Genomic DNA, 21,456 nt, shown 5'->3' on the forward strand with positions numbered 1-21,456 from the left:
CGTTTTTTGCTTCGCTGCGCTCACGCGCCTTTCCCAGTAGTTCTCGTCGCATCGGTTCATGCGGCCGTCGTGTACCTTAGGTACGGTGGCACGCCCGTCCCGTACACGCTTCGTGGGAAAGCTCGCGCCGGTTGGCCTAACCTTGTCTTAAGCATCGCCAAACCAGGCTTCGCCCAAACCGGCCACGTAGACAGCGCATCGCCCCGCTTTGTCCGTCGCACGCCGCGCACGGACCTATGAACAGGATCGGAACATGACCGAACTCGAATTCCAGTCCCTCGCGAACGAGGGCTATAACCGCATCCCGCTGATCGCCGAAGCGCTCGCCGACCTGGAAACGCCGCTGTCGCTGTATCTGAAGCTCGCGCAACCCGAGCGCAACGGCGCCAACTCGTTCCTGCTGGAATCCGTGGTGGGTGGCGAACGGTTCGGACGCTATTCATTCATCGGCCTGCCGGCCCGCACGCTGCTGCGCACCCGCAACGGGGTATCGGAAGTGGTGCGCGACGGCAGCGTGGTCGAAACGCACGAAGGCGACCCGCTTGACTTCATCCAGCAATTCCAGGGGCGCTTCAAAGTGGCGCAACGGCCGGGATTGCCGCGTTTTGCAGGCGGTCTCGCAGGGTATTTTGGTTATGACGCGGTCCGCTACATCGAGAAGAAACTTGCGCACAGCGCGCCGCCAGACGACCTGAACCTGCCGGACATCCAGTTGCTGCTGACCGAAGAAGTCGCGGTGATCGATAACCTCGCGGGCAAGCTATACCTCGTGGTCTACGCCGATCCCACCACGCCCGAGGCCTACACCCGCGCCAAACAACGTCTGCGCGATCTGCGTCAACGCCTGCGCACGACCGTGCAGCCGCCGGTGACTTCGGCGAGCGTACGCACCGAAACCTACCGCGAATTCGCCAAAAACGATTACCTCACCGCTGTGCGCAAGGCGAAGGAATACATCGCCGCCGGCGAGCTGATGCAGGTCCAGGTCGGCCAACGTCTGACGAAACCGTATCGCGACAATCCGCTTTCGCTATACCGAGCGCTGCGTTCGCTGAACCCGTCGCCGTACATGTATTACTACAACTTCGGCGACTTCCACGTGGTCGGCGCATCGCCGGAAATTCTGGTGCGTCAGGAAAAGCGCGGTGAGGATCGTATCGTCACCATCCGCCCGCTCGCCGGCACCCGTCCGCGTGGCAACACGCCCGAGCGCGATGCCGAGCTCGCCACCGAACTGCTGAACGACCCGAAGGAAATCGCCGAGCACGTCATGCTGATCGACCTCGCGCGCAACGACGTGGGCCGCATCGCGCAGATCGGCTCGGTGATCGTCACCGACAAGATGGTGATCGAGAAGTACTCGCACGTGCAGCACATCGTGAGTTCGGTCGAAGGCAAGCTGAAACCCGGTACCACCAATTTCGACGTGCTGCGCGCCACCTTCCCGGCCGGCACGCTGTCCGGCGCACCGAAGGTCCGCGCGATGGAGCTGATCGACGAACTCGAACCGGTCAAGCGAGGCCTGTATGGCGGCGCGGTCGGCTACCTCTCGTTCACCGGCGAAATGGATCTGGCCATCACAATCCGCACGGGTGTGATCGCCAACGGCAATCTGTATGTGCAGGCGGCAGCGGGTATCGTCGCTGATTCGGTGCCCGAATCCGAATGGCAAGAGACCGAAAACAAGGCGCGCGCGGTATTGCGCGCCGCCGAGCAGGTGCAAGACGGCCTCGATAGCGACTTCTGACCGGAGACAGACCATGCTGCTGATGATCGACAACTACGACTCATTCACCTACAACCTGGTCCAATACTTCGGCGAACTCGGCGAAGACGTTCGGACCTACCGCAACGACGAGATCACGCTGGACGAGATCGCGAAGCTCAATCCCGAGCGGATTTGCCTGTCGCCAGGACCGAGCAACCCGCAACACGCGGGCATCACGCTCGACGTGCTGCGCGAGTTCTCGGGCAAGTATCCGATACTCGGCGTGTGCCTCGGCCATCAGGCCATCGGCGAAGCATTTGGCGGTCGTGTCGTGCGCGCGCAGACCATCATGCACGGCAAGGTCAGCACGATCGAAACCGACTGCAAAGGCGTCTTCGCCGACCTGCCGAAGCACTTCGTCGTGACGCGCTATCACTCGCTCGCCATCGAGCGCGAGTCGCTGCCCGATTGCCTCGAAGTATCCGCATGGACCGACGACGGCGAGATCATGGGCGTGCGTCACAAGGAACTGGCCGTCGAAGGCGTGCAGTTCCACCCGGAATCGATCCTGTCCGAACACGGCCACGCACTGCTCGAGAACTTCGTGAAGCAGTCGAAAGCCGCTTCAGCGAAGCGCAACGCTTGATCACCCGAGGCGAAATCATGACGATTACCCCCCAGGAAGCGTTGCAGCGCACGATCGAGCACCGCGAGATTTTCCACGACGAGATGCTGCATCTGATGCGCCTCATCATGCGCGGCGAGCTATCGCCGGTGATGGCGGCCGCAATCATCACGGGACTGCGCGTCAAAAAAGAGACCATCGGCGAAATCACCGCGGCCGCCACGGTGATGCGTGAGTTTGCCCGGCACGTTGAGGTGCAGGACAACTCGAACTTTGTCGATATCGTCGGAACTGGCGGCGACGGCGCGCACACGTTCAACATCTCCACGGCGACGATGTTCGTCACGGCCGCGGCCGGTGCGAAGGTCGCGAAGCACGGCGGGCGCAGCGTATCGAGCAAGTCGGGTAGCGCGGATGTGCTCGAAGCGCTCGGCGTCAATATCGATCTGCAGCCGGAACAAGTGGCGGCCTCGATTGCAGAAACCGGCATGGGTTTCATGTTCGCGCCGAACCATCATCCGGCCATGAAGAATATCGCCCCAGTGCGTCGCGAGCTCGGCGTGCGGACCCTCTTCAACATCCTCGGACCGTTGACCAACCCGGCCAGCGCGCCGAACCAGTTGATGGGCGTGTTCCATGGGGACCTGGTTGGCATCCAGGTGCGTGTGATGCAGCGCCTTGGCGCCAAGCACGTGCTGGTCGTCTACGGCATGGACGGCATGGACGAGGTTTCGCTGGGCGCGGCAACGCAAGTCGGCGAACTGCGCAACGGGGAGATTCTGGAGTACGAGATTCACCCGGAAGACTTCGGCATGCAGATGGTCTCGAACCGCTCGCTGAAAGTGGCTGATGCCACCGAATCCAAGCTGATGCTGCTCGAAGCGCTCGATAACAAACCGGGCGTGGCGCGTGAGATTGTCACACTGAACGCCGGCACAGCGCTCTATGCTGCGAATGTGGCGGCCTCGATCGCGGACGGCATCGAACTGGCGCGCGAAGCGATCGCAAACGGCAAGGCGCGGGCGAAGGTCGACGATCTGGTTCGCTTCACCCAGCAATTCAAGCACTAAATTCTGTATCGAGAAATCTATGAGCGATATTCTGGAACGCATCATCGACGTCAAGCGCCAGGAGGTCCGCGCGGGTCAACTGAGCGCACCGCTCGAGGAACTGCGCCTCGAAGCCTCGGCGCGCGACAAGCGCGACTTTGTCGGCGCGCTGCGCGCCAAACATGCCTTGGGTCAGGCCGCGGTAATCGCCGAAGTGAAGAAGGCGAGCCCTTCAAAGGGTGTGCTACGCGAGCATTTCGTGCCGGCTGAGATTGCGCGTTCGTATGCGAAGCACGGCGCCGCCTGCCTGTCCGTCCTCACCGACGTGCAGTTTTTCCAGGGCAGCGCCGCCTACCTGGAACAAGCGCGCGCCGCCTGCGACCTGCCGGTCCTGCGCAAAGACTTCATCATCGATCCGTATCAGATCGTCGAAGCGCGCGCGATGGGCGCCGACGCGATCCTGCTGATCGCCGCCGCGCTCGAAACCTCGCAGATGCAGGATCTCGAAGCGTTCGCGCATTCGCTGGGGCTCGCGGTACTCGTCGAAGTGCATGACAGGAACGAGTTGATGGAAGCGCTGACGCTGAAGACGCCGCTGATCGGCGTTAACAACCGCAATCTGCGCACGTTCGAGACATCGATCGAAACCACCATCGGCATGCTCGACCTGATCCCGGAGGATCGCATCGTCGTGACCGAATCGGGCATCCTGGCGCGCGCGGATGTGGATCGCCTGCGCGAGATGGATGTGCATACGTTCCTCGTCGGCGAAGCGTTCATGCGGGCCGAGGAACCGGGCGCAGAACTTGCGCGGATGTTTTTCTGAGCTTCGTTTTGAGCTAACCAGGAAAACACCGCCATGGGCATGGAACGTGAAATCAAGCTGGCATTGGCCGCCGACCAGATAGACGCGGCGACGCGCTGGTTCGTCGCACGCACCGGCACCGCGGGCCGTCCAATCGCGCTTGCCAATATCTACTTCGACACGCCCGCTCTGACGTTGGCGCGCTCGAAAAGCGCGCTGCGCCTTCGTCACACGCCGGACGGCTGGCTGCAAACCTTCAAGACCGCCGGCAATGCAAGCGCCGGCATGCACAGCCGACACGAGTGGGAAATGCCGGTAGCCGGCGAGAAGCTGGAGATCGACGCGCTGCTGCACGCCTGCGACGAACCCACGGTGGCCGCCGCGCTGCGCGGCGCCGCCCCGGACCTGATCGAACTGTTCCGTACGAATTTCACCCGCACTCTGTGGCAGGTGGCGCACAGCGGCGCCACGGTGGAAGCGGCAATCGATCAGGGCGATGTGATCGCCGACGTCGATGGTGAAACGCGCCGCGCACCGATTCTCGAAGTCGAACTTGAGTTGAAAAGCGGTGACGAAGCCGCACTGCATGCGCTGGCGGACGAACTCCGCGCCAAGGTCCCCGGACTCGCGCCGGACGATGTCAGCAAGGCGCAACGCGGGTATCGGCTGCGGGAGCAGTAAGAGCGCTTGCTCTGCCTCAACGCTAACGTTGAGCAATACGCGAGGCTTGCTGCCGCAATATGCCCTCTGACCGCACGCCTTGAGCTACACCCCGTTTGCTGCGACACTTGCGCGTCATGAACTCTGCCTCCCGTACCCGTTCCCCCTCGTCGCAAGCCTCGCTGTTTGGCGACGAATCGTCCGATCACCCTGCTGAAGCGCAAACGCGGGCCACGTCATCCATGAAGTCCACGTCTACGCCCACGCTCGAAGCCCAATTCGATGCGTTGCCGCCTGCATGGCGAACCCATCTGCGACCGTTCATCGAAAGCGATGCGTACGACGCGTTGTGCCGTTTCGTCGACGGCGAGCGCGCTGCGGGCAAGACGGTTTATCCCGCCGACGTATTCCGCGCACTGCGCCTCACCAGTCCGGACGAGGTCAAAGTCGTGATCCTCGGCCAGGATCCTTACCACGGTGAAGATCGCGGCACACCGCAGGCTCACGGGCTGGCGTTCTCGGTACCGCCGGCTGTGCGTCCGCCGCCGTCGCTGCGCAATATCTTCAAGGAAATTGCCGCGAGTCTGGGCCACGAGCCGCCGCGTCACGGCTGCCTTGATGCCTGGGCAAAACAGGGCGTGCTGCTGCTGAACACCGTGCTGACCGTCGAGCGCGACTCGGCGGCAAGCCACGCGAAACGCGGCTGGGAGAAGTGCACGGACACGCTGATCCACGAACTGGCGCAGCGTCACGACGGCCTCGTGTTCATGCTGTGGGGCGCGCACGCACAAGCCAAGCGGGCCTTGCTCGGCGGCAAATCACACTACGTGCTGGAGGCGCCGCATCCGTCGCCGCTGTCGGCGCATCGGGGCTTTCTCGGTTGCGGGCACTTTGCGCTCGCTAACGAGTACCTCACCGAACACAAGCGTCAGCCGATCGACTGGCGTCTGCCCGACGAAGCGCAGACGCTCGCTTAGTAACAAAAGGCGACACGCGACGACGCGGATCACCCCCGCGCGAACCTTAGAACGCGGCGATCGCTTCGCGTGCGCCGGCCAGAGCGGCGGTCGCTGCATCCGGGCCCATGTTCAGGCCTTCAGCGTAGATGAAGTTCACGTCGGTCATGCCGAGGAAGCCCAGGAAGGCCTTCAGATACGGCGTTTGGCTGTCGTTCGGGGTGCCGAGATACTTGCCGCCGCGTGCCGAAACCACGAACACCTTCTTGCCCTTCACAAGGCCTTCAGGGCCGGTTTCCGTGTACTTGAACGTGATGCCAGCGCGAGCGATGAAGTCGAAGTACGTCTTCAGTTGCGACGACACACCGAAGTTGTACATCGGTGCGCCGATCACGATGATGTCGGCTGCTTGCAGTTCGGCGATCAGCGCTTCGCTGCGGGCAGAGATGGCAGCCTGTTCCGGCGTGCGTTGGTCAGCCGGCGTGAAGAACGCGCCAAGGATCGCATCGTCGAGGTGGGGCAGCGGTTCAGCTTGCAGGTTACGGACGACGACTTGCGCGCCCGAATTCGATTGTTGCAGCTTCTCAGTCAGTTCGTTGACGAGCAGCGTCGATTGAGCGCCTTGCGAGCGGGCTGCCGAGTTGATTTGCAGGATCGTGGTCATGGTTGACTCCAGTAGGGGCGCGCAGTGTTGCGCGAGTGGAGCCATTGTGTTTTTTTACCGGCCCGCGAAAAAGCCGTGCGGCAGCGAAGGATTGTTGCATGGGTAGAACAATCCGACGCTGAATCTCGCGATTTAAGCAGACTGTAAGGACGTTTCGCCGCTTTCAGGCCGCCAGCCAACGCTCGCGCCAGTTGCGCGCCGCCGTGCGCCGGTCGGTGACGGTTAGCGAATAGCGCGACACCTCAGGGCCGTCCAGCTTGACTTGCACGGTGCGCAGCTCGTCGCGGCGGAACGCGTGCACTTCCACTTTTGCGCCCGGCAGATAGCGCGAGAGCAGCGCGTCAAGATTCGAGCCAGTCACGCGCAGACCGTCGATCGCCACCAGCACGTCGCCCGCGGAAAGCCCGGCTTTCTGCGCTGCGCTGCCGTCGTGGACGGCGGCGAGCGTGCAATCCCCGCCGCCGCGCACGCGGGCGCCGAGCGTTGGCGTGGCGTTCTTGTCGCGCTCCGGAGCGAGCGAAACGCCAAACGGCTCGAGCATTGTCTCGAGCGGCAGATCGCGCGTGCTGCGCACCGCCTGCTCGAATAGCGCGCCAAGGTCAGCGCCGGTTGCCTCGGCGAAAATCTCTTCGACCTCGTCCTCAGCCACACCGACCGGCTTGCCGCGATAGAAGTCGCGTCCGAAACGCTGCCACAGAAGGCGCATCACGTCATCGAGCGACTTGCGGTTGTTGGTTTGCGCGCGAATCGTCAAATCAAACGCCAGCGCGACCAGCGAACCCTTCGTGTAATAGCTGACGATCGCGTTCGGCGCATTCTCGTCCTGCCGGTAGTACTTCACCCAGGCATCGAACGAGCTTTCCGCGACGGTCTGCTTCAGGCGGCCGCTGCCCCGCATCACGCCGCCCACCACCTTGCCGAGCAGCGCGAAATATTCTTCCGGCGAGATAAGACCGGTGCGCACCAGAATCAGATCGTCGTAGTACGACGTGAACCCTTCGAACAGCCACAGCAGCGAGGTGTAGTTCTCACGCGTCAGATCGTACGGCGCGAAGGCGGCCGGCTTGATGCGCTTCACGTTCCACGTGTGGAAGTATTCGTGGCTGCACAGGCCGAGGTACGTCCGGTAGCCTTCCGTGGTCTGCGGGCGGCCTTCAACCGGCAGATCCGACCGGTTGCAGATCAGCGCAGTCGAAGCGCGATGCTCGAGTCCGCCGTAGCCATCGCTCACGGCCTGGGTCATGAATACGTAGCGTTCGACCGGCGCCTTCTTCGATTTCGGCTCAAACAAGGCAATCTGCGCTTCGCAGATGCGCTTCAGATCCGCGGCGAGACGCGCCATATCGAGCGCGACCACGCGGCCGGCAATCACGATGTCGTGCAGCACGCCATGCGCCTTGAAGGTCGCCAGCGCAAATTCGCCGAGCGTCACCGGATGGTCGGCCAGTTCGTCATAGTTCTGCGCGCTGTACTCACCGAAGCCGTAGCGTCGGGTGCCGCGCGCTTCCGGCAACGCCGTGGCGACGCGCCAGCTCCGGTAAGCCGGGCCGGCCGGCTTCTGGATGTCCACCAGACACGGCGCATCCTCATGGCCCACGGCCGCAAGAAACACGCTGGTGCCGTTGAAGAACCCCGTCGTATCGTCCAGATGCGCCGCCCGCACCGACATATCCCACGCGTACACCTCGTAGCGCAGCGTCAGCGGACCGTTAACCGGCGCGGCTTGCCACGTCTGCTTGTCGGTCTTCTCCACCCGCACCTTGCGCCCGGCCTCGTTGACCGCGCGCAGCGTGACAATATTGCGGGCGAATTCGCGCACCATGTAACTGCCGGGAATCCACACCGGCAGCATGAAACGCTGACCAGAAGGATCAGGATCGGCAACGGTGATGGTGACTTCGAACAGGTGGGCGGCGGGTTGCTTCGGAACGATGCTGTAGCGGATCGGCTTCATCGGCGGGGTAGGTTAGAAAAATCAGGGGTCCAGAAATGGCAGGAGGCGCAAAGTGCGCCTCCGGTCTGACGATGCGAGCAGTTTAGTGCACCGAGGAGAGTTCTTTGTCCAGCCGGTCGGCCGGCACCGCGCCTGGCAGGCGGCGGCCGTCGGCGAGGAAGATGGTGGGCGTGCCGTCCACGTTCATGGCGTGGCCAAGATCGAGGTTCTTTTCGATGGCGGCTGTGTCACAGGTGCCTGCGGCGGTCGGCGCCTGACGGTCCTGCATCCACGATTCCCAAGCCTTGGCGCGGTCCGACGAACACCAGATCGACTTCGATTTCACCGTCGAATCCGGCGACAGCACCGGGTACAGGAAGGTGTACACGGTAACGTTGTCGATAGACTTCAGCGTGGTTTCGAGCTGCTTGCAATACGGGCAGTTCGGATCCGAGAACACCGCCATCTTGCGGCTGCCATTGCCCTTCACCACCTTCACCGCGTTCGCGAACGGCAGGCTCGCAAAGTCGATGCGGTTGGTTTCGGACAAGCGTGCCTCAGTCAGATTCTTGCGGGTCTTCGCGTCGACGATATCGCCGAGCAGCAGGTAATCGCCGTTCGCGTCGCTATAGACGATCTGCGTGCCAAGGTTGATCTCGTACAACCCGGCAATCGGCGATTTCGAGATGCTCTTGATGGTCGCGTCGTCGCCGAGACGAGCCTGCAAGGTCGCCTTGAGTTTGTCGGTGGCCTGGTCGGCCTGCGCGGAGCAGCCGAGTGTCGCGACGGCCACGGCAAGGGTGAGCGCGGCGATTCGGAGGTGCTTTTTCATACTGGATATCCTGGTTCATTCGAACACGCATCACGCGTCTTCGCTTGGTACGTCTCGGACAGGCGGGCGGCCCACCCGTTCATCATACTCGCGCGCCGTGCCCTCTTAGCCCAAAGCCGCCGAAACGAGCCAGCGCTTGATTAGCGGCTGCGCGCCTACGAAAGCCATGCCCGTGTTGCGCAGGACGCGGGCAACCGGGCCCGGAACGGAGAACAGCTTTTGCAAGCCATCGGTGGCGACCATCAGCGCGCGGATGTCTTCGCGGCGTGCCCGTTCGTAACGCCGCAGCAGCACGGTGTCGCCGAGATCACGGAACGCTTCCTTGCCGGCGATCGCATCGGCGAGCGCCGCGACGTCGCGCAGTCCAAGGTTCATGCCTTGCCCCGCGAGCGGATGGATCAGGTGCGCGGCGTCGCCCACCAGGGCGACCCGCGGAGCAGCGAGCCGGTCGACGGTTTGCAGCGCGAGCGGAAAACCCTGCGCCGGCGTCACGCAGTCGAGCGCGCCCACCTGGCCGCCCGTGATGCGTTCGACTTCCGCGGCGAGCTGCGCGGGATCGAGCGCGAGCAGTTCCTGCGCATGCTCGGTACGCGCCGACCACACGAGCGAGACGTGTCCATCAGGCAGCGGCAGCAACGCGATGATCTCGCCGTCCTTGAACCACTGATAGGCCGTTTCGCCGTGCGGCCTTTCGGCCTTGAAGTTGGCGACCACGCCGGTCTGCTTATAGTCCTGGCGGATGACCTTCGACCCGATCTGCGCACGTACCCAGGAGTGGGCGCCGTCCGCGCCGACCACCAGATCCGCGTCAAGCATTTTGCCGTTGGCAAGACCGATGGTCGCGCCGCCCGGCTTCACGTCGAGCCCCTGGGCGCGCGAGTCGATCCATTCGAGACTCGGCTGGAACCGCAGCGCCGCATCGAGTGCGCGCTCGATCAGCGACGATTCCGCGATCCACGCCAGTTGCGGCACGGACGCCTGAAACGCCGAGAAGTGCAGCTCGGCGTGGGCATCGCCATAGACCCGCATGTCATAGACCGGGCCGAGGCGTGCGGTGTCGAGCGCCTGCCAGACCCGCAGCCGCTCGAGCAGGGCCTGCGAACTGGAGGACAGCGCATAGACCCGCGCATCGAAAATCGAACCGGCTGGCAGCGGGGCACACGGTTGCGCCAGCAGGCCGACGCGCAGGCCGCCTTGCGCCAACGCGAGCGCCGCAGTCTTGCCGACGAGCCCGCCGCCGATCACGGCGACGTCAAAGGTCTGGAGGTGAGCAGTCATGCCCGCATTATAGCTGCGGGGGATGGCGGGGCCGGATCGTGGATGCGCGAAGGCGACGCCGGACAGGGTTACAATTGCGGATTCCGTGATTCACGTCATGCATCAGTCTAGAGAAACCCCATGAGCCTCAAATGCGGCATCGTCGGCCTGCCTAACGTCGGCAAGTCCACCCTGTTCAACGCGCTAACCAAGGCGGGCATTGCCGCCGAAAACTATCCGTTCTGCACGATCGAGCCGAATGTCGGCATCGTCGAAGTGCCGGACGCGCGGCTGAAGGCGCTCGCCGACATCGTCAAGCCCGAGCGCATCATGCCGGCGGTGGTGGAATTCGTCGATATTGCCGGTCTTGTCGCCGGCGCGAGCAAGGGTGAAGGGCTTGGCAACCAGTTCCTCGCCAACATCCGCGAAACCGACGCCATCACGCACGTTGTGCGCTGCTTCGAAGACGATAACGTGATTCACGTCGCCGGCAAGGTGGATCCGCTGTCGGATATTGAAGTCATCAACACCGAACTGGCGCTGGCCGATCTGGCGACGGTCGAAAAGTCGCTTTCGCGTTATTCGAAGGCTGCTAAATCGGGCAACGACAAGGAAGCGATCAAGCTCGCCGCGGTGCTGGAAAGGGTCCGTGCGCAGCTCGACCAGGCCAAGCCGGTGCGCGCGCTCGACCTGTCGGATGAAGAGCAGGTGCTCCTCAAGCCGTTCTGCCTGATCACCGCCAAGCCGACGATGTACGTCGCCAACGTGAAGGAAGACGGCTTCGATAACAATCCGCATCTGGACGCCGTACGCAAGTTCGCGGACGCTGAGAAGGCGCCGGTCGTCGCGGTGTGCGCGGCCATTGAAGCGGAAATCGCCGATCTGGAAGACGAAGACAAGCAGGTTTTTCTCGCCGACCTGGGCATGGAAGAGCCGGGTCTCAATCGCGTGATCCGCGCCGGTTTCAAACTACTCGGTCTGCAGACGTACTTCACGGCTGGTGTGAAGGAAGTGCGGGCGTGGACGATCCATATCGGCGACACGGCACCGCAGGCTGCGGGCGTGATTCACACTGACTTCGAACGTGGCTTCATCCGTGCACAGACGATTGGCTTCAATGACTTCGTGGCTTACAAAGGTGAGCAAGGCGCGAAGGAAGCCGGCAAGATGCGGGCGGAAGGTAAGGAATACGTCGTGCACGACGGGGATGTGATGAATTTCCTGTTTAACGTGTAAACGGCGATCGTTAACTAGCGCGTGGCGCCACGATGTGTAAAACCCCGTAGCGTCGTGGACGCTTACGGGGTTTTTCTTTGTGGGGGCCGCTGCGAGCAGCGAACGCGTTGAGATTTACGCCGGAAAGAACACCGCAGGGCTGACGCCAAAGCGCTTCGAAACGTCGCGAATCTGGCGCGCGTTCAGTTCGCGTTTGCCGTTGAGTATCTCCGACACCACACCTTGACTACCAATCTCCGGTAGCTCCGATTGCCTGATGCCGTGCTGGTCCATGAGCGCGCGAAGAACCTCGGCAGGCATGGCGTCGGGCAATGAATAGTGAGCGTCATCGAAGTCGACGATGAATTCGCCGAGCGCGGTCACGAGGCCCGCGAGAGGATGCGTCTCATCCGCCGCGCCAACGTCCAGCAAAGCATTGAGTACTCGCACCGCCTCTTCATATTCGGCAACGTCGGCAATGGGACGCAAAGGCACCTTTTCGGACAACGCACCAAAATGACCCGCAAGTTCAGCGACTTCCGTCGACGAGAAAATCAAGGCTTCCATTTGTCGTATTCCTTGTGTGTCAGTACATGACGCACGTACAGCTTCTGCACATTAAAGTGCACCGCGGCGACCAATCTAAACTTGTTGCCGCCGATATCAAACACATAAAAGTCGCCAACCCGATCCGTTGCATTGAACGCTTGCCTGAGCTTGGCGAAGTTCGAAAACGAGCCGGCTTCGATTGTCTTGCGCCACATTTGAAGCGCCACTCGCGCCTCAGGGCGTCGTTCGGCAAACTCGACCAACGACCTGTTAGAAATAACACGCATACACCAAAATATCTCAATTTGCGATTTTTATCAAGGCCCACATTTGGCCGCGCTTAATCTTTGGTACCCGCTACCTGCCACACCGCAACGCCCCCGCCATCCCCGCCCGAATCGCCGTCATCTTCTCCGGCGAGTCCGACAGCACCGCGTCAATCCCGAGACACGCCGCGGCACGATAATCATCCGCGTCGTTCACCGCAATCGCGACGATATGCACGTCCGGATGCGTCCGAAAACACGCCACCGTTGCGGGCGTCCACAGCGTCGCGTTCACCTCCGAGCGCCCTTCCCCAAGCGTAAATCTCTCGACCACGGTCACCGCCCGATGCAGCTCGAACGCGGCCGAAGCATGTTCAGCCGGCGCGTCCAGACACCCTTGATCAAGCAAAACGCGCACTAAACGAGTGCGCGTCGCATCGCGCGATTCAAAGACCTTCGCCTGCGGATACACCGCGAAACCACGCTGATATTCAGCCTCCGTTGAATAAAGCGTCACCCGCGTCCAGGCGTTTTCTTCGCTCAGCACCTGCGCGACCGCCCGTGTCTGCGGCTCCGCCGGCAGCGCTTTCATATCGAGGACGACCGGCATCGAAGCCGGTATAGCGCGTAGCGCCTCGCGCAACGTAGGAATGCCAACCGGTCGGCTCCGGTACGGGTAAGCCTCCGCCCCTTGAGCGTCAGCCAGACGAAAACTCCACCCCGCGTTGACATGAGCAAGCTCTGCCGCCGTACGCGCCGAGACTGGCCCGCTGGCATCCGTCAACGCGGACAGATCCGCCGGCCGGTAAAGCACCGGCACGCCATCCTTGCTCAGTTGCACCGTCAACCACATGGCGTCGGCGTGGTGCGCGAGCGCGAGACGAATCGCCTCCAGCGTGTTCTCAGGCGCATCGCCCGTGCCGCCACGATGCGCGATGATCTGCGGCAGCGCAGTCGCAGACGCGGACGTATCAACAGGCGCCGCGCAAGGCGCAGCACAGCCGGACAAAAAGGCACTACAAAACACAACAGCCAACCCGGCGCAAATCAGACGAGGCATCTGGACTCCTCACTAGAACAGACGAAGCCGAACTAGCCATGTTACGGGTCAACGGTCTCAAAACAAGCCACCGCAAGCGGCTCCGGCACAAGTAAGCCGCCATCGGCGGGCATCAAAATCCCCACAGGCGACGGTCTCCGAAAGTTAGCTTCAGTTTCAATTCTGCCGGTGTTAAATTGCGGCTTCCGGCGCCGCAGAAGCCGGCCGCTGCCAGCACCGATAGCGAGCACAACATAACAACGCTCAACTTCTGTCTGTCATCGAGTCCAATTAGAATCGCGCAACCTCAAGTTGCACACCTTCCGACCAAGGAGACCATTGATGAGTTGCAAACCCCTGTTCCGTACGCTTGCCGCGGCGGCTGTTCTCGCTCTCGGCGTCAATCAGGCCGCTCAGGCCGCGACGGAAATCCAGTTCTGGCATGCCATGGAAGCCGCCCTCGGCGAGCATCTGAACGACATCGCCAACGACTTCAACGCATCACAATCCGACTACAAGATCGTCCCGGTCTTTAAGGGTTCCTACGACCAGACGCTCGCGGCCGGCATCGCCGCCTATCGCAGCGGCAACGCGCCGGCGATCCTTCAGGTCTACGAAGTCGGCACGGCCACGATGATTCAGGCGAAGAAAGCGGTGATTCCGGTATCCGAAGTATTCAAGCAGGCCGGCGTGCCGCTCGACGAAAAGGCCTTCGTGCCCACCATCGCGAGCTATTACAGCGACTCCAAGACCGATGAGCTGATTTCGATGCCGTTCAACAGCTCGACGCCGGTGTTGTATTACAACAAGGATGCGTTCAAGAAGGCCGGGCTCGATCCTAACCAGCCGCCGAAGACGTGGGACGAACTGCGCAAGGACGCGCAGAAGCTGAAGGCGTCGGGCATGTCGTGCGGTTACTCGTCGGGCTGGCAGAGCTGGATCCAGCTCGAAAACTACAGTGCCTGGCACGGTCTGCCGTTTGCGACGGAAAACAACGGCTTCGACGGCGCCGATGCGCAACTCGAATTCAACAAGCCGCAGCAGATCGCCCATATCCAGTTCCTTCAGGACATGGCGAAGGAAGGCTCGTTCACCTATGTCGGCCGCAAGGACGAACCGGTGTCCAAGTTCTATAGCGGCGACTGCGGCATCATCACGAACTCGTCGGGCTCGCTTGCCAACATCAAGAAGTACGCCAAGTTCGACTTCGGCACCGGCATGATGCCTTACGACGCCAACGTGAAGGGTGCACCGCAAAACGCGATCATCGGCGGCGCAAGTTTGTGGGTACTGTCGGGCAAGGATCCGAGCGTCTACAAGGGCGTGGCAAAGTTCCTCGCGTACCTGGCCACGCCGCAGGTTGCGGCCAAGTGGCATCAGGACACTGGCTATCTGCCTATCACGACTGCCGCCTATCAGCTGACGCAACAGCAGGGCTTCTACACGAAGAACCCGGGCAGCGACACCGCGATCAAGCAGATGCTCAACAAGCCGCCGCTGCCGTTCACGAAGGGCCTGCGTCTGGGCAACATGCCGCAGATCCGTACGGTGGTCGACGAGGAACTCGAGCAGGTCTGGAGCGGGAAGAAGACGCCTAAGGAAGCGCTCGACTCCGCGGTCGAACGCGGCAATGAACTGCTGCGCCGCTTCGAGAAGGCCGGCAGCTAAGCGTTGACCTGCCCCACCCGGCGGACGCGCCTCAGCGAGGCGCGTCCGTTAGTATGACGGAGCGTTTCGTTCCGTCGCCTCGCACTTCGTACACCGGGCGGACAAGCAAAGCTGAGCCGCTCCAGCATTATCTTCAGAGAGATGCTTCATGGAAAAGCGATCCCGCTTCGGGACTGGCGTGCTGCCTTATCTGCTGGTAGGTCCGCAGCTGGCGATCACGCTAGTGTTCTTTCTTTGGCCTGCCGGCGTCGCGCTGTGGCAGTCCACGCAAAGCCAGGATGCGTTCGGCACGTCGAGCGAATTCGTGGGCCTCGCCAACTTCAAGCAACTGTTCGCCGATCCGCTTTATCTGGCGTCGTTTAACACTACGCTGTACTTTTGCGTGCTCGTCACCGTTAGCGGACTGGTGATCTCGCTACTGCTCGCGGTCTGTGCCGATCGTGTGACGCGTGGTGCGAAGGCGTATCAGGCCTTGCTGATCTGGCCGTATGCGGTCGCGCCCGCGATTGCCGCGGTGCTGTGGTCGTTCCTGTTCAATCCGAGCATCGGGCTCGTAACCTACGCGCTTGCGAAGTACGGCATCGTCTGGAATCACGCGCTCAATCCGGGCCAGGCCATGTTCCTGGTCGTGCTGGCGTCAGTGTGGAAGCAGGTTAGCTACAACTTCCTGTTTTTCTATGCCGGCCTGCAGGCCATTCCGCGCTCGCTGATCGAGGCGGCCGCCATCGACGGCGCCGGACCCGTGCGGCGCTTTTTCGGCATCGCGCTACCGCTGCTGTCGCCGACGAGCTTCTTTCTGCTCACCATCAATCTGGTCTACGCGTTCTTCGACACCTTTCCGATTATCGATGCCGCCACGGGCGGCGGACCGGCCCAGGCCACCCGCACGCTGATCTACCGGATCTTCGCCGAGGGCTTCCAGGGCCTCGACATCGGTAGCTCGGGCGCGCAGTCGGTCGTGCTGATGCTGATCGTGATCGCGCTGACCGTCGTGCAATTCCGTTTCATCGAGCGGAGGGTTCAATACTCATGATCGAGAATCGCCGTGGTTTCGACCTCTTCTGCCATGCGGTGCTGATCATCGGCGTCGCGCTGATCGTGTTCCCGGTGTACGTCGCGTTTTGCGCCGCCACCATGAATGAGCACGAAATCTTTTCTGTGCCGCTTTCGCTGATCCCGAGCACGCATCTGTTCGAGAACATCGCTAACGTCTGGGTGCACGGCAGCGGCAACGCGGCCGCCCCGTTCGGCCGCATGCTGATGAACAGTCTCGTGATGGCGCTGGTGATCTGCATCGGCAAAATCGCGATTTCGATGATCTCCGCCTACGCGATCGTATTCTTCCGCTTCCCGTTCAGGAATCTCTCGTTCTGGCTGATCTTCGTCACGTTGATGCTGCCCGTTGAAGTGCGCATTTTCCCAACCGTGCAAGTCGTGTCGTCGATGCACATGTCCAACACGTACGCCGGACTCACGCTGCCGCTGATCGCGTCGGCTACCGCCACGTTCCTGTTCCGGCAGTTCTTCATGACGCTGCCCGACGAGCTGATGGAGGCTGCGCGTATCGACGGTGCGGGTGCGCTGCGATTCTTCTGGGACATCGTATTGCCGCTGTCGAAAACCAATATCGCCGCGCTCTTCGTGATCACCTTCATCTACGGCTGGAACCAGTATCTGTGGCCGATCCTGATCACGAGCCAGCAATCGTTGACCACGGCGGTGGTGGGTATCAAGAGCATGATCGCGTCGGGCGACACCGCCACTGAGTGGCATCTCGTGATGACCGCGACGCTGCTCGCAATGTTGCCGCCGCTCGCGGTGGTGCTGACAATGCAGCGCTGGTTCGTACGCGGACTCGTGGACTCTGAAAAATAAGCCGACCGTGCCGGCGCAACGAGCGACTCCACAGCCGGCTCCGGAACCGAATAACTTCGCGGCGACACGCAGCTCTTGGGGCAAGCGTAACCGCAGATGAAAAAGAAAGGCGGATGGAATGGCTGCATTGACGCTAAAGGGCGTAAAGAAAAGCTACGACAGCAAACAGTTCGTACTGCACGGCATCGACGTGGACGTGACCGATGGTGAATTCGTCGTGATGGTCGGACCGTCGGGCTGCGGCAAGTCGACCTTGCTGCGGATGGTGGCGGGCCTCGAAAGCATTTCCGAGGGCACGATCTCGATCAACGACAAGGTGGTCAATCAGCTCGAGCCGAAAGACCGCAACATCGCGATGGTGTTCCAGAACTACGCGCTCTATCCACACATGAGCGTGGCGCAAAACATGGGCTACGCGCTCAAGATCGGCGGCGTGGACCGTGCGGAGATCGACCGGCGCGTGCAGGCCGCCGCGCAGATTCTCGAACTCGGGCCGCTGCTTGAACGCAAACCGCGCGAGCTGTCGGGCGGCCAGCGGCAGCGCGTGGCAATGGGTCGCGCGATCGTGCGGGAGCCCGCCGTGTTTCTGTTCGACGAGCCGCTGTCGAACCTCGATGCCCGGCTGCGCGTGCAGATGCGCCTCGAAATCCAGCGGTTGCACGCGCGTCTCGCGACCACCAGCCTGTACGTCACGCATGACCAGATCGAAGCGATGACACTCGCCCAGCGTGTGATCGTGATGAACCGCGGCCACGCCGAGCAGATCGGCGCGCCGGTCGACGTCTACGAACGGCCGGCGACGGTCTTCGTTGCGAGCTTCATCGGCTCACCGGGGATGAATCTGCTGGAAGGCCGCGTATCGGACGACGGCGCTGCTTTCGAGGTCGCCGGCAATGGTCCGAAGCTGCCGCTCGCGGGCGTGCCGTGCATCGGTAGCGAGGTAGCGGCCGGGCGCGATTGGGTCCTCGGCATCCGGCCGGAGCATATGACACCGGGATTCCCGGACGCACCGCACGTGAGCATCGCGGTCGATTCATGCGAACTGCTCGGTGCGGACAACCTCGTGCATGGCCGCTGGGGCAAACACGACGTGACCGTGCGCCTGCCGCACACCCATCGGCCGGCCAACGGCGAAGCACTGCCCGTAGCGCTGCCTGCGAAACACCTGCATTTCTTCGATCCGGCGAGCGGCAAGCGGGCAAACTGATTTGGGGTCCGACTCGCTGTCTGGCGCCGCTGCGGCCTCGCAAGCGGCGCCACAAGACGATGTGTAGAATGAGCCGAATGACATAAAGCGATGCCACGTCGGACGATGTGCCTCGACGCGGCCCGTTGACCCAACAGAGTCAAGGAGACACGCGATGTGGTTCGTCGGCAAAAGCGAGTTGCTGTCGCTGATCCAGCTGAATTGCCTCGACGAGGTAATGCCTGCGTTCAGCGATCACAGACATCTACGCAAGAACACCACCGTTTATCGTCCGGAGGACCGCAGCGACTGCGTCTATCTGCTGAAGAAAGGCAGCGTCCGGCTGTATCGGCTCACCGAGGATGGCCAGGAAATCACGCTGTCGTTCATCAAGGCGGGCATGATTTTCGGCGACGGCGATGTCCTCAACGAGCCCAGTTATTCGCACTATGCGCAAACACTTGCGCCCAGCATGATCTGCTATATCCGCAAGCCGGATTTCAAGGAACTGCTGCGGCGCTACGACGTGATCAACCAGTTCGTGCTCAAGAGCCACTATCAGCGCTGGCAGGAAGCCCAGCAGTTGATCGAAAACCTTTCGCTGCACGACGTCCGTAAGCGCCTCACGAATATTCTCACCATGTTCGCCGCGCAGATCGGTTGCGATTTCACGTATCACGACGAGCCGGGCGCGATCCTGATCGACCTGACGATTGCCCAGGACAAGCTGGCGGATTTCATCGGCACGTCGCGTGAATCGGTGAACCGGCACTTTAGCGATCTGAAAGCGGCGGGTCTCGTCGACACGCACGAACGCAAGATCGTGTTGACACCCACGTTCGTCGGTCAATATCTGGCGCCGTCGGCGGCGAATCAGGTGCTGGCGCGCGCCCGCTCGCTCGCTGCCGAAAGCCTCAAAGCGCCGCTAGCGCGCGCCTGACCTCGGCGACGCCGCTCTGCGGACTCGCCAGCACGGGCACCTTGGTCGACCCGAGCAAGGGCACGAGGCGCGCCATCGATACCTGCGCGAGCACGACCACATCCACTTCGTCCATCAGGGCAACGATGGTGCGCTTCAGGATGTCGTCGTGGCGCGCGGCGTCGCCGGCGAGCAATGCGTCGAACGCACCGTCGGCGATGCGCTCCACGACCGTCACGTCGCGCTTGTTTTCAGCGGCTTTCTTCCTGATCAATCGCACCGTCGGTTCCAGCGTCGTCGACACCGTCGCGACCACGCCGACGCGTTGCCCGATGCGGCTTGCCTCTTCGGCCATGACCTCATCCACCTTGATGATGGGTGTGCGGATCATCCCGCGCAGCAGGTCGGTGGCCTCGCCTACCGACGAGCAGGCGTTGAGTATCAGGTCGGCGCCCATCGACTGCGCGTTCTGCATGTAGCTATAGATGCGGCTCGTCACCTCTGGCGTCAGATGGCCGGCACTGCGCACGTCGTTTAACAGGCTGTCGTCAACGATATTGATCACGCGTGCATCGGCGAGTTGTTCCTTGAACTGATCCTTGAGCGGCTGCACTGTCACCGGCCCGGTGTGAATTACGACAATCGTGGTCATTGCACTAACACTCCCTATCGAGACAAACGCAAGACAAACAAAACATAAAACGGACCGTTGCAAGCAAAGCCGTCATGCGGTGGCAGCAGCCATCACACGTTCCTGGGTAGCCTCAGCGCGCGTCAGTTCGCCATTGAGGCGTCCTTCGCGCACCACCAGCACGCGGTCACTCACGGCCAGCACTTCCAGCAGATCCGACGAAATCACGATGATCCCGATCCCCTGCGCTGCGAGCCGCGCCAGCAAGGCGTGCACTTCGGCCTTCGCGCCAATGTCGATGCCACGCGTCGGTTCATCCACGATCAGCACGCGCGGATTGCGTGCCACCCATTTCGCCAGCACGACCTTCTGCTGATTGCCGCCGCTCAGGTTGATCACCTTCTGCTCGATTGAAGGCGTCTTGACGCTCAACGTGCGGACGAACTGTTTGCAGATTTCATCTTCCTTCGCGCGCTGCAGGAACTGAAACGGCGAATACGCTTCGAGATGCGTAAGACTGAAGTTTTCGCGCACACTCATCTCCAGCACGAGACCTTGAGCCTTACGGTCTTCGGTGACAAAGCCAATGCCATGCGCAATCGCCTCGTGCGGCTTGCGGATCGTCACCGCTTTGCCGTCGACGAAAATCTCGCCTGTGCACGGCCGGATGCCGAAAATCATCTCCATGATTTCGGTGCGGCCCGAGCCCACCAGGCCCGCGATCCCCAATATCTCGCCACGATGCAACCTGAAGCTGATGTCGCGAATGTGCACGTCGGCGGCGCGCGGATGCCGCATCGCCAGATCGCGCACTTCGAGCACGACCTCGCTCGTCGCATGGGAAACGGGCGGCGCGTACAGCTCGCTCAACTCGCGGTCCACCATCTTTCGCACTAGCGATTCACGCGTCACGTCGGCGATCGGCTGTGTATCGACAGTCGAACCGTCGCGCAACACCGTGACGCGATCGGCGAGTTCAAGCACCTCTTCCAGACGATGCGAGATATAGATGATGCCGATATCCTTCTGCCGCAAACGCTTGATCAACTCCAGCAGCACACGCGTTTCGTGATGGCTGAGCGAAGCCGTCGGCTCATCCATCACGATCACCGCCGACTGATACGAGATCGCCTTGGCGATCTCGATCATCTGTTTCTGGCCCACGCTCAGTTCGCTGACGCGCGTGGTTGGATCGATCTTCATGTCGATCGTCTCGAGTACCGTGCGCGCGTCTTCGTTCATGCGAGCAACGTCCAGAAAACCGAAACGGTTGAGCGGCTCCCTCGCGAGATAGATGTTCTCCGCGATCGTCAGGTTGTCGACAACCGAGAGTTCCTGGTAAATGATGTTGATACCCAGTGCGCGTGCATGATTGCCGTCGCGCAACACGATCTCCTGACCGTCGACGAGAATGCTGCCGCCCGCATCGTGCGAGAGAACGCCGGTCAGAATCTTCATCAGCGTGCTCTTGCCGGCGCCGTTTTCGCCGGCGAGTCCAAGCACTTCGCCGCGCGACACGTGCAGGTTGACGCGATCGAGCGCTTTCACGCCCGGAAACGTCTTCGAGATATTGCGCATCTCCAGAAACGGCGTCATCGAATCGCTCCTGCCTGCACGTG

The 21,456-nt window shown here is 61.9% G+C and carries 21 protein-coding genes; 12 read left to right on the plus strand and 9 right to left on the minus strand.

The annotated features are described in order from the left end of the window. Positions 1 to 253: 253 nt before the first annotated feature. The 6 genes from trpE to BUS06_RS00945 all read left to right on the plus strand — a co-directional run bounded on the left by trpE (position 254) and on the right by BUS06_RS00945 (position 5,824). Positions 254 to 1,747, plus strand: a complete 1,494-nt coding sequence (gene trpE / locus BUS06_RS00920) for an anthranilate synthase component I (RefSeq protein WP_074262578.1) — start codon at positions 254 to 256, stop codon at positions 1,745 to 1,747. Between the two features lie 13 nt (positions 1,748 to 1,760). Further along, positions 1,761 to 2,354, plus strand: coding sequence for an aminodeoxychorismate/anthranilate synthase component II (locus BUS06_RS00925; protein WP_074262579.1), 594 nt, complete (start codon positions 1,761 to 1,763; stop codon positions 2,352 to 2,354). 17 nt (positions 2,355 to 2,371) lie between these two features. Beyond that, positions 2,372 to 3,403, plus strand: coding sequence for an anthranilate phosphoribosyltransferase (gene trpD / locus BUS06_RS00930; RefSeq protein WP_074262580.1), 1,032 nt, complete (start codon positions 2,372 to 2,374; stop codon positions 3,401 to 3,403). Positions 3,404 to 3,422: 19 nt separating this feature from the next. Next, a complete protein-coding gene (trpC, locus tag BUS06_RS00935; RefSeq protein WP_074262581.1) occupies positions 3,423 to 4,208 on the plus strand; it encodes an indole-3-glycerol phosphate synthase TrpC in 786 nt (261 codons plus the stop codon). Between the two features lie 33 nt (positions 4,209 to 4,241). Further along, positions 4,242 to 4,868 (plus strand): CYTH domain-containing protein, encoded by a 627-nt coding sequence (locus tag BUS06_RS00940; protein WP_074262582.1) that lies wholly within the window; start codon positions 4,242 to 4,244, stop codon positions 4,866 to 4,868. A gap of 116 nt (positions 4,869 to 4,984) precedes the next feature. Next, the gene (locus BUS06_RS00945; RefSeq protein WP_074262583.1) at positions 4,985 to 5,824 is read left to right on the plus strand and encodes a uracil-DNA glycosylase; all 840 of its coding nucleotides are present in this window, start codon (positions 4,985 to 4,987) and stop codon (positions 5,822 to 5,824) included. A 46-nt stretch (positions 5,825 to 5,870) separates the two neighbouring features. Here BUS06_RS00945 and BUS06_RS00950 read toward each other — a convergent pair whose 3' ends face one another. The 4 genes from BUS06_RS00950 to BUS06_RS00965 form a co-directional block, all read right to left on the minus strand. Beyond that, positions 5,871 to 6,467: an FMN-dependent NADH-azoreductase gene (locus tag BUS06_RS00950; RefSeq protein WP_074262584.1), complete on the minus strand. Its 597-nt coding sequence runs from the start codon at positions 6,465 to 6,467 to the stop codon at positions 5,871 to 5,873. A gap of 163 nt (positions 6,468 to 6,630) precedes the next feature. Continuing rightward, positions 6,631 to 8,421 carry a M61 family metallopeptidase gene (locus BUS06_RS00955; RefSeq protein ID WP_074262585.1) on the minus strand — a complete coding sequence of 597 codons (1,791 nt, stop codon included), beginning with the start codon at positions 8,419 to 8,421 and terminating at the stop codon, positions 6,631 to 6,633. 82 nt (positions 8,422 to 8,503) lie between these two features. Beyond that, entirely contained in the window at positions 8,504 to 9,232 is a 729-nt protein-coding gene (locus tag BUS06_RS00960; protein WP_074262586.1) for a DsbC family protein, read from the minus strand. A gap of 105 nt (positions 9,233 to 9,337) precedes the next feature. Beyond that, positions 9,338 to 10,510: a UbiH/UbiF family hydroxylase gene (locus BUS06_RS00965; RefSeq protein ID WP_074262587.1), complete on the minus strand. Its 1,173-nt coding sequence runs from the start codon at positions 10,508 to 10,510 to the stop codon at positions 9,338 to 9,340. A gap of 120 nt (positions 10,511 to 10,630) precedes the next feature. On the opposite strand from BUS06_RS00965, the gene ychF reads away from it, so the two are divergent. Continuing rightward, positions 10,631 to 11,725: a redox-regulated ATPase YchF gene (gene ychF, locus BUS06_RS00970; RefSeq protein ID WP_074262588.1), complete on the plus strand. Its 1,095-nt coding sequence runs from the start codon at positions 10,631 to 10,633 to the stop codon at positions 11,723 to 11,725. Between the two features lie 114 nt (positions 11,726 to 11,839). Here ychF and BUS06_RS00975 read toward each other — a convergent pair whose 3' ends face one another. From BUS06_RS00975 to BUS06_RS00985, 3 genes are all read right to left on the minus strand, one after another. Next, positions 11,840 to 12,271 carry a helix-turn-helix domain-containing protein gene (locus BUS06_RS00975; RefSeq protein WP_074262589.1) on the minus strand — a complete coding sequence of 144 codons (432 nt, stop codon included), beginning with the start codon at positions 12,269 to 12,271 and terminating at the stop codon, positions 11,840 to 11,842. Beyond that, positions 12,259 to 12,468, minus strand: a complete 210-nt coding sequence (locus BUS06_RS00980) for a type II toxin-antitoxin system HigB family toxin (protein WP_217272793.1) — start codon at positions 12,466 to 12,468, stop codon at positions 12,259 to 12,261. The genes BUS06_RS00975 and BUS06_RS00980 overlap by 13 nt, the downstream gene beginning before the upstream one ends. Before the next feature lie 142 nt (positions 12,469 to 12,610). Then, positions 12,611 to 13,579 (minus strand): glycerophosphodiester phosphodiesterase family protein, encoded by a 969-nt coding sequence (locus tag BUS06_RS00985; protein ID WP_074262591.1) that lies wholly within the window; start codon positions 13,577 to 13,579, stop codon positions 12,611 to 12,613. A 321-nt stretch (positions 13,580 to 13,900) separates the two neighbouring features. Between BUS06_RS00985 and ugpB the strand changes: the two genes are divergently transcribed. The 5 genes from ugpB to BUS06_RS01010 all read left to right on the plus strand — a co-directional run bounded on the left by ugpB (position 13,901) and on the right by BUS06_RS01010 (position 19,227). Further along, entirely contained in the window at positions 13,901 to 15,226 is a 1,326-nt protein-coding gene (gene ugpB, locus BUS06_RS00990; protein WP_074262592.1) for a sn-glycerol-3-phosphate ABC transporter substrate-binding protein UgpB, read from the plus strand. 148 nt (positions 15,227 to 15,374) lie between these two features. Next, entirely contained in the window at positions 15,375 to 16,259 is an 885-nt protein-coding gene (ugpA, locus tag BUS06_RS00995) for a sn-glycerol-3-phosphate ABC transporter permease UgpA (protein ID WP_074262593.1), read from the plus strand. Beyond that, complete coding sequence (gene ugpE / locus BUS06_RS01000; RefSeq protein ID WP_074262594.1) at positions 16,256 to 17,101, plus strand: sn-glycerol-3-phosphate ABC transporter permease UgpE; 846 nt, start codon at positions 16,256 to 16,258, stop codon at positions 17,099 to 17,101. The genes ugpA and ugpE overlap by 4 nt, the downstream gene beginning before the upstream one ends. 118 nt (positions 17,102 to 17,219) lie before the next feature. Beyond that, entirely contained in the window at positions 17,220 to 18,308 is a 1,089-nt protein-coding gene (locus tag BUS06_RS01005; protein WP_074262595.1) for a sn-glycerol-3-phosphate import ATP-binding protein UgpC, read from the plus strand. 154 nt (positions 18,309 to 18,462) lie between these two features. After that, the gene (locus BUS06_RS01010) at positions 18,463 to 19,227 is read left to right on the plus strand and encodes a Crp/Fnr family transcriptional regulator (protein ID WP_074262596.1); all 765 of its coding nucleotides are present in this window, start codon (positions 18,463 to 18,465) and stop codon (positions 19,225 to 19,227) included. On the opposite strand, the gene BUS06_RS01015 is transcribed toward BUS06_RS01010, so the two are convergent. Then, positions 19,202 to 19,858, minus strand: a complete 657-nt coding sequence (locus BUS06_RS01015) for an aspartate/glutamate racemase family protein (RefSeq protein WP_074262597.1) — start codon at positions 19,856 to 19,858, stop codon at positions 19,202 to 19,204. The genes BUS06_RS01010 and BUS06_RS01015 overlap by 26 nt on opposite strands. A gap of 72 nt (positions 19,859 to 19,930) precedes the next feature. Next, positions 19,931 to 21,433, minus strand: a complete 1,503-nt coding sequence (locus tag BUS06_RS01020; protein ID WP_074262598.1) for a sugar ABC transporter ATP-binding protein — start codon at positions 21,431 to 21,433, stop codon at positions 19,931 to 19,933. Positions 21,434 to 21,456 lie beyond the last annotated feature (23 nt).

The sequence above is a fragment of the Paraburkholderia phenazinium genome (assembly GCF_900141745.1).
GTDB lineage: Bacteria > Pseudomonadota > Gammaproteobacteria > Burkholderiales > Burkholderiaceae > Paraburkholderia > Paraburkholderia phenazinium_B.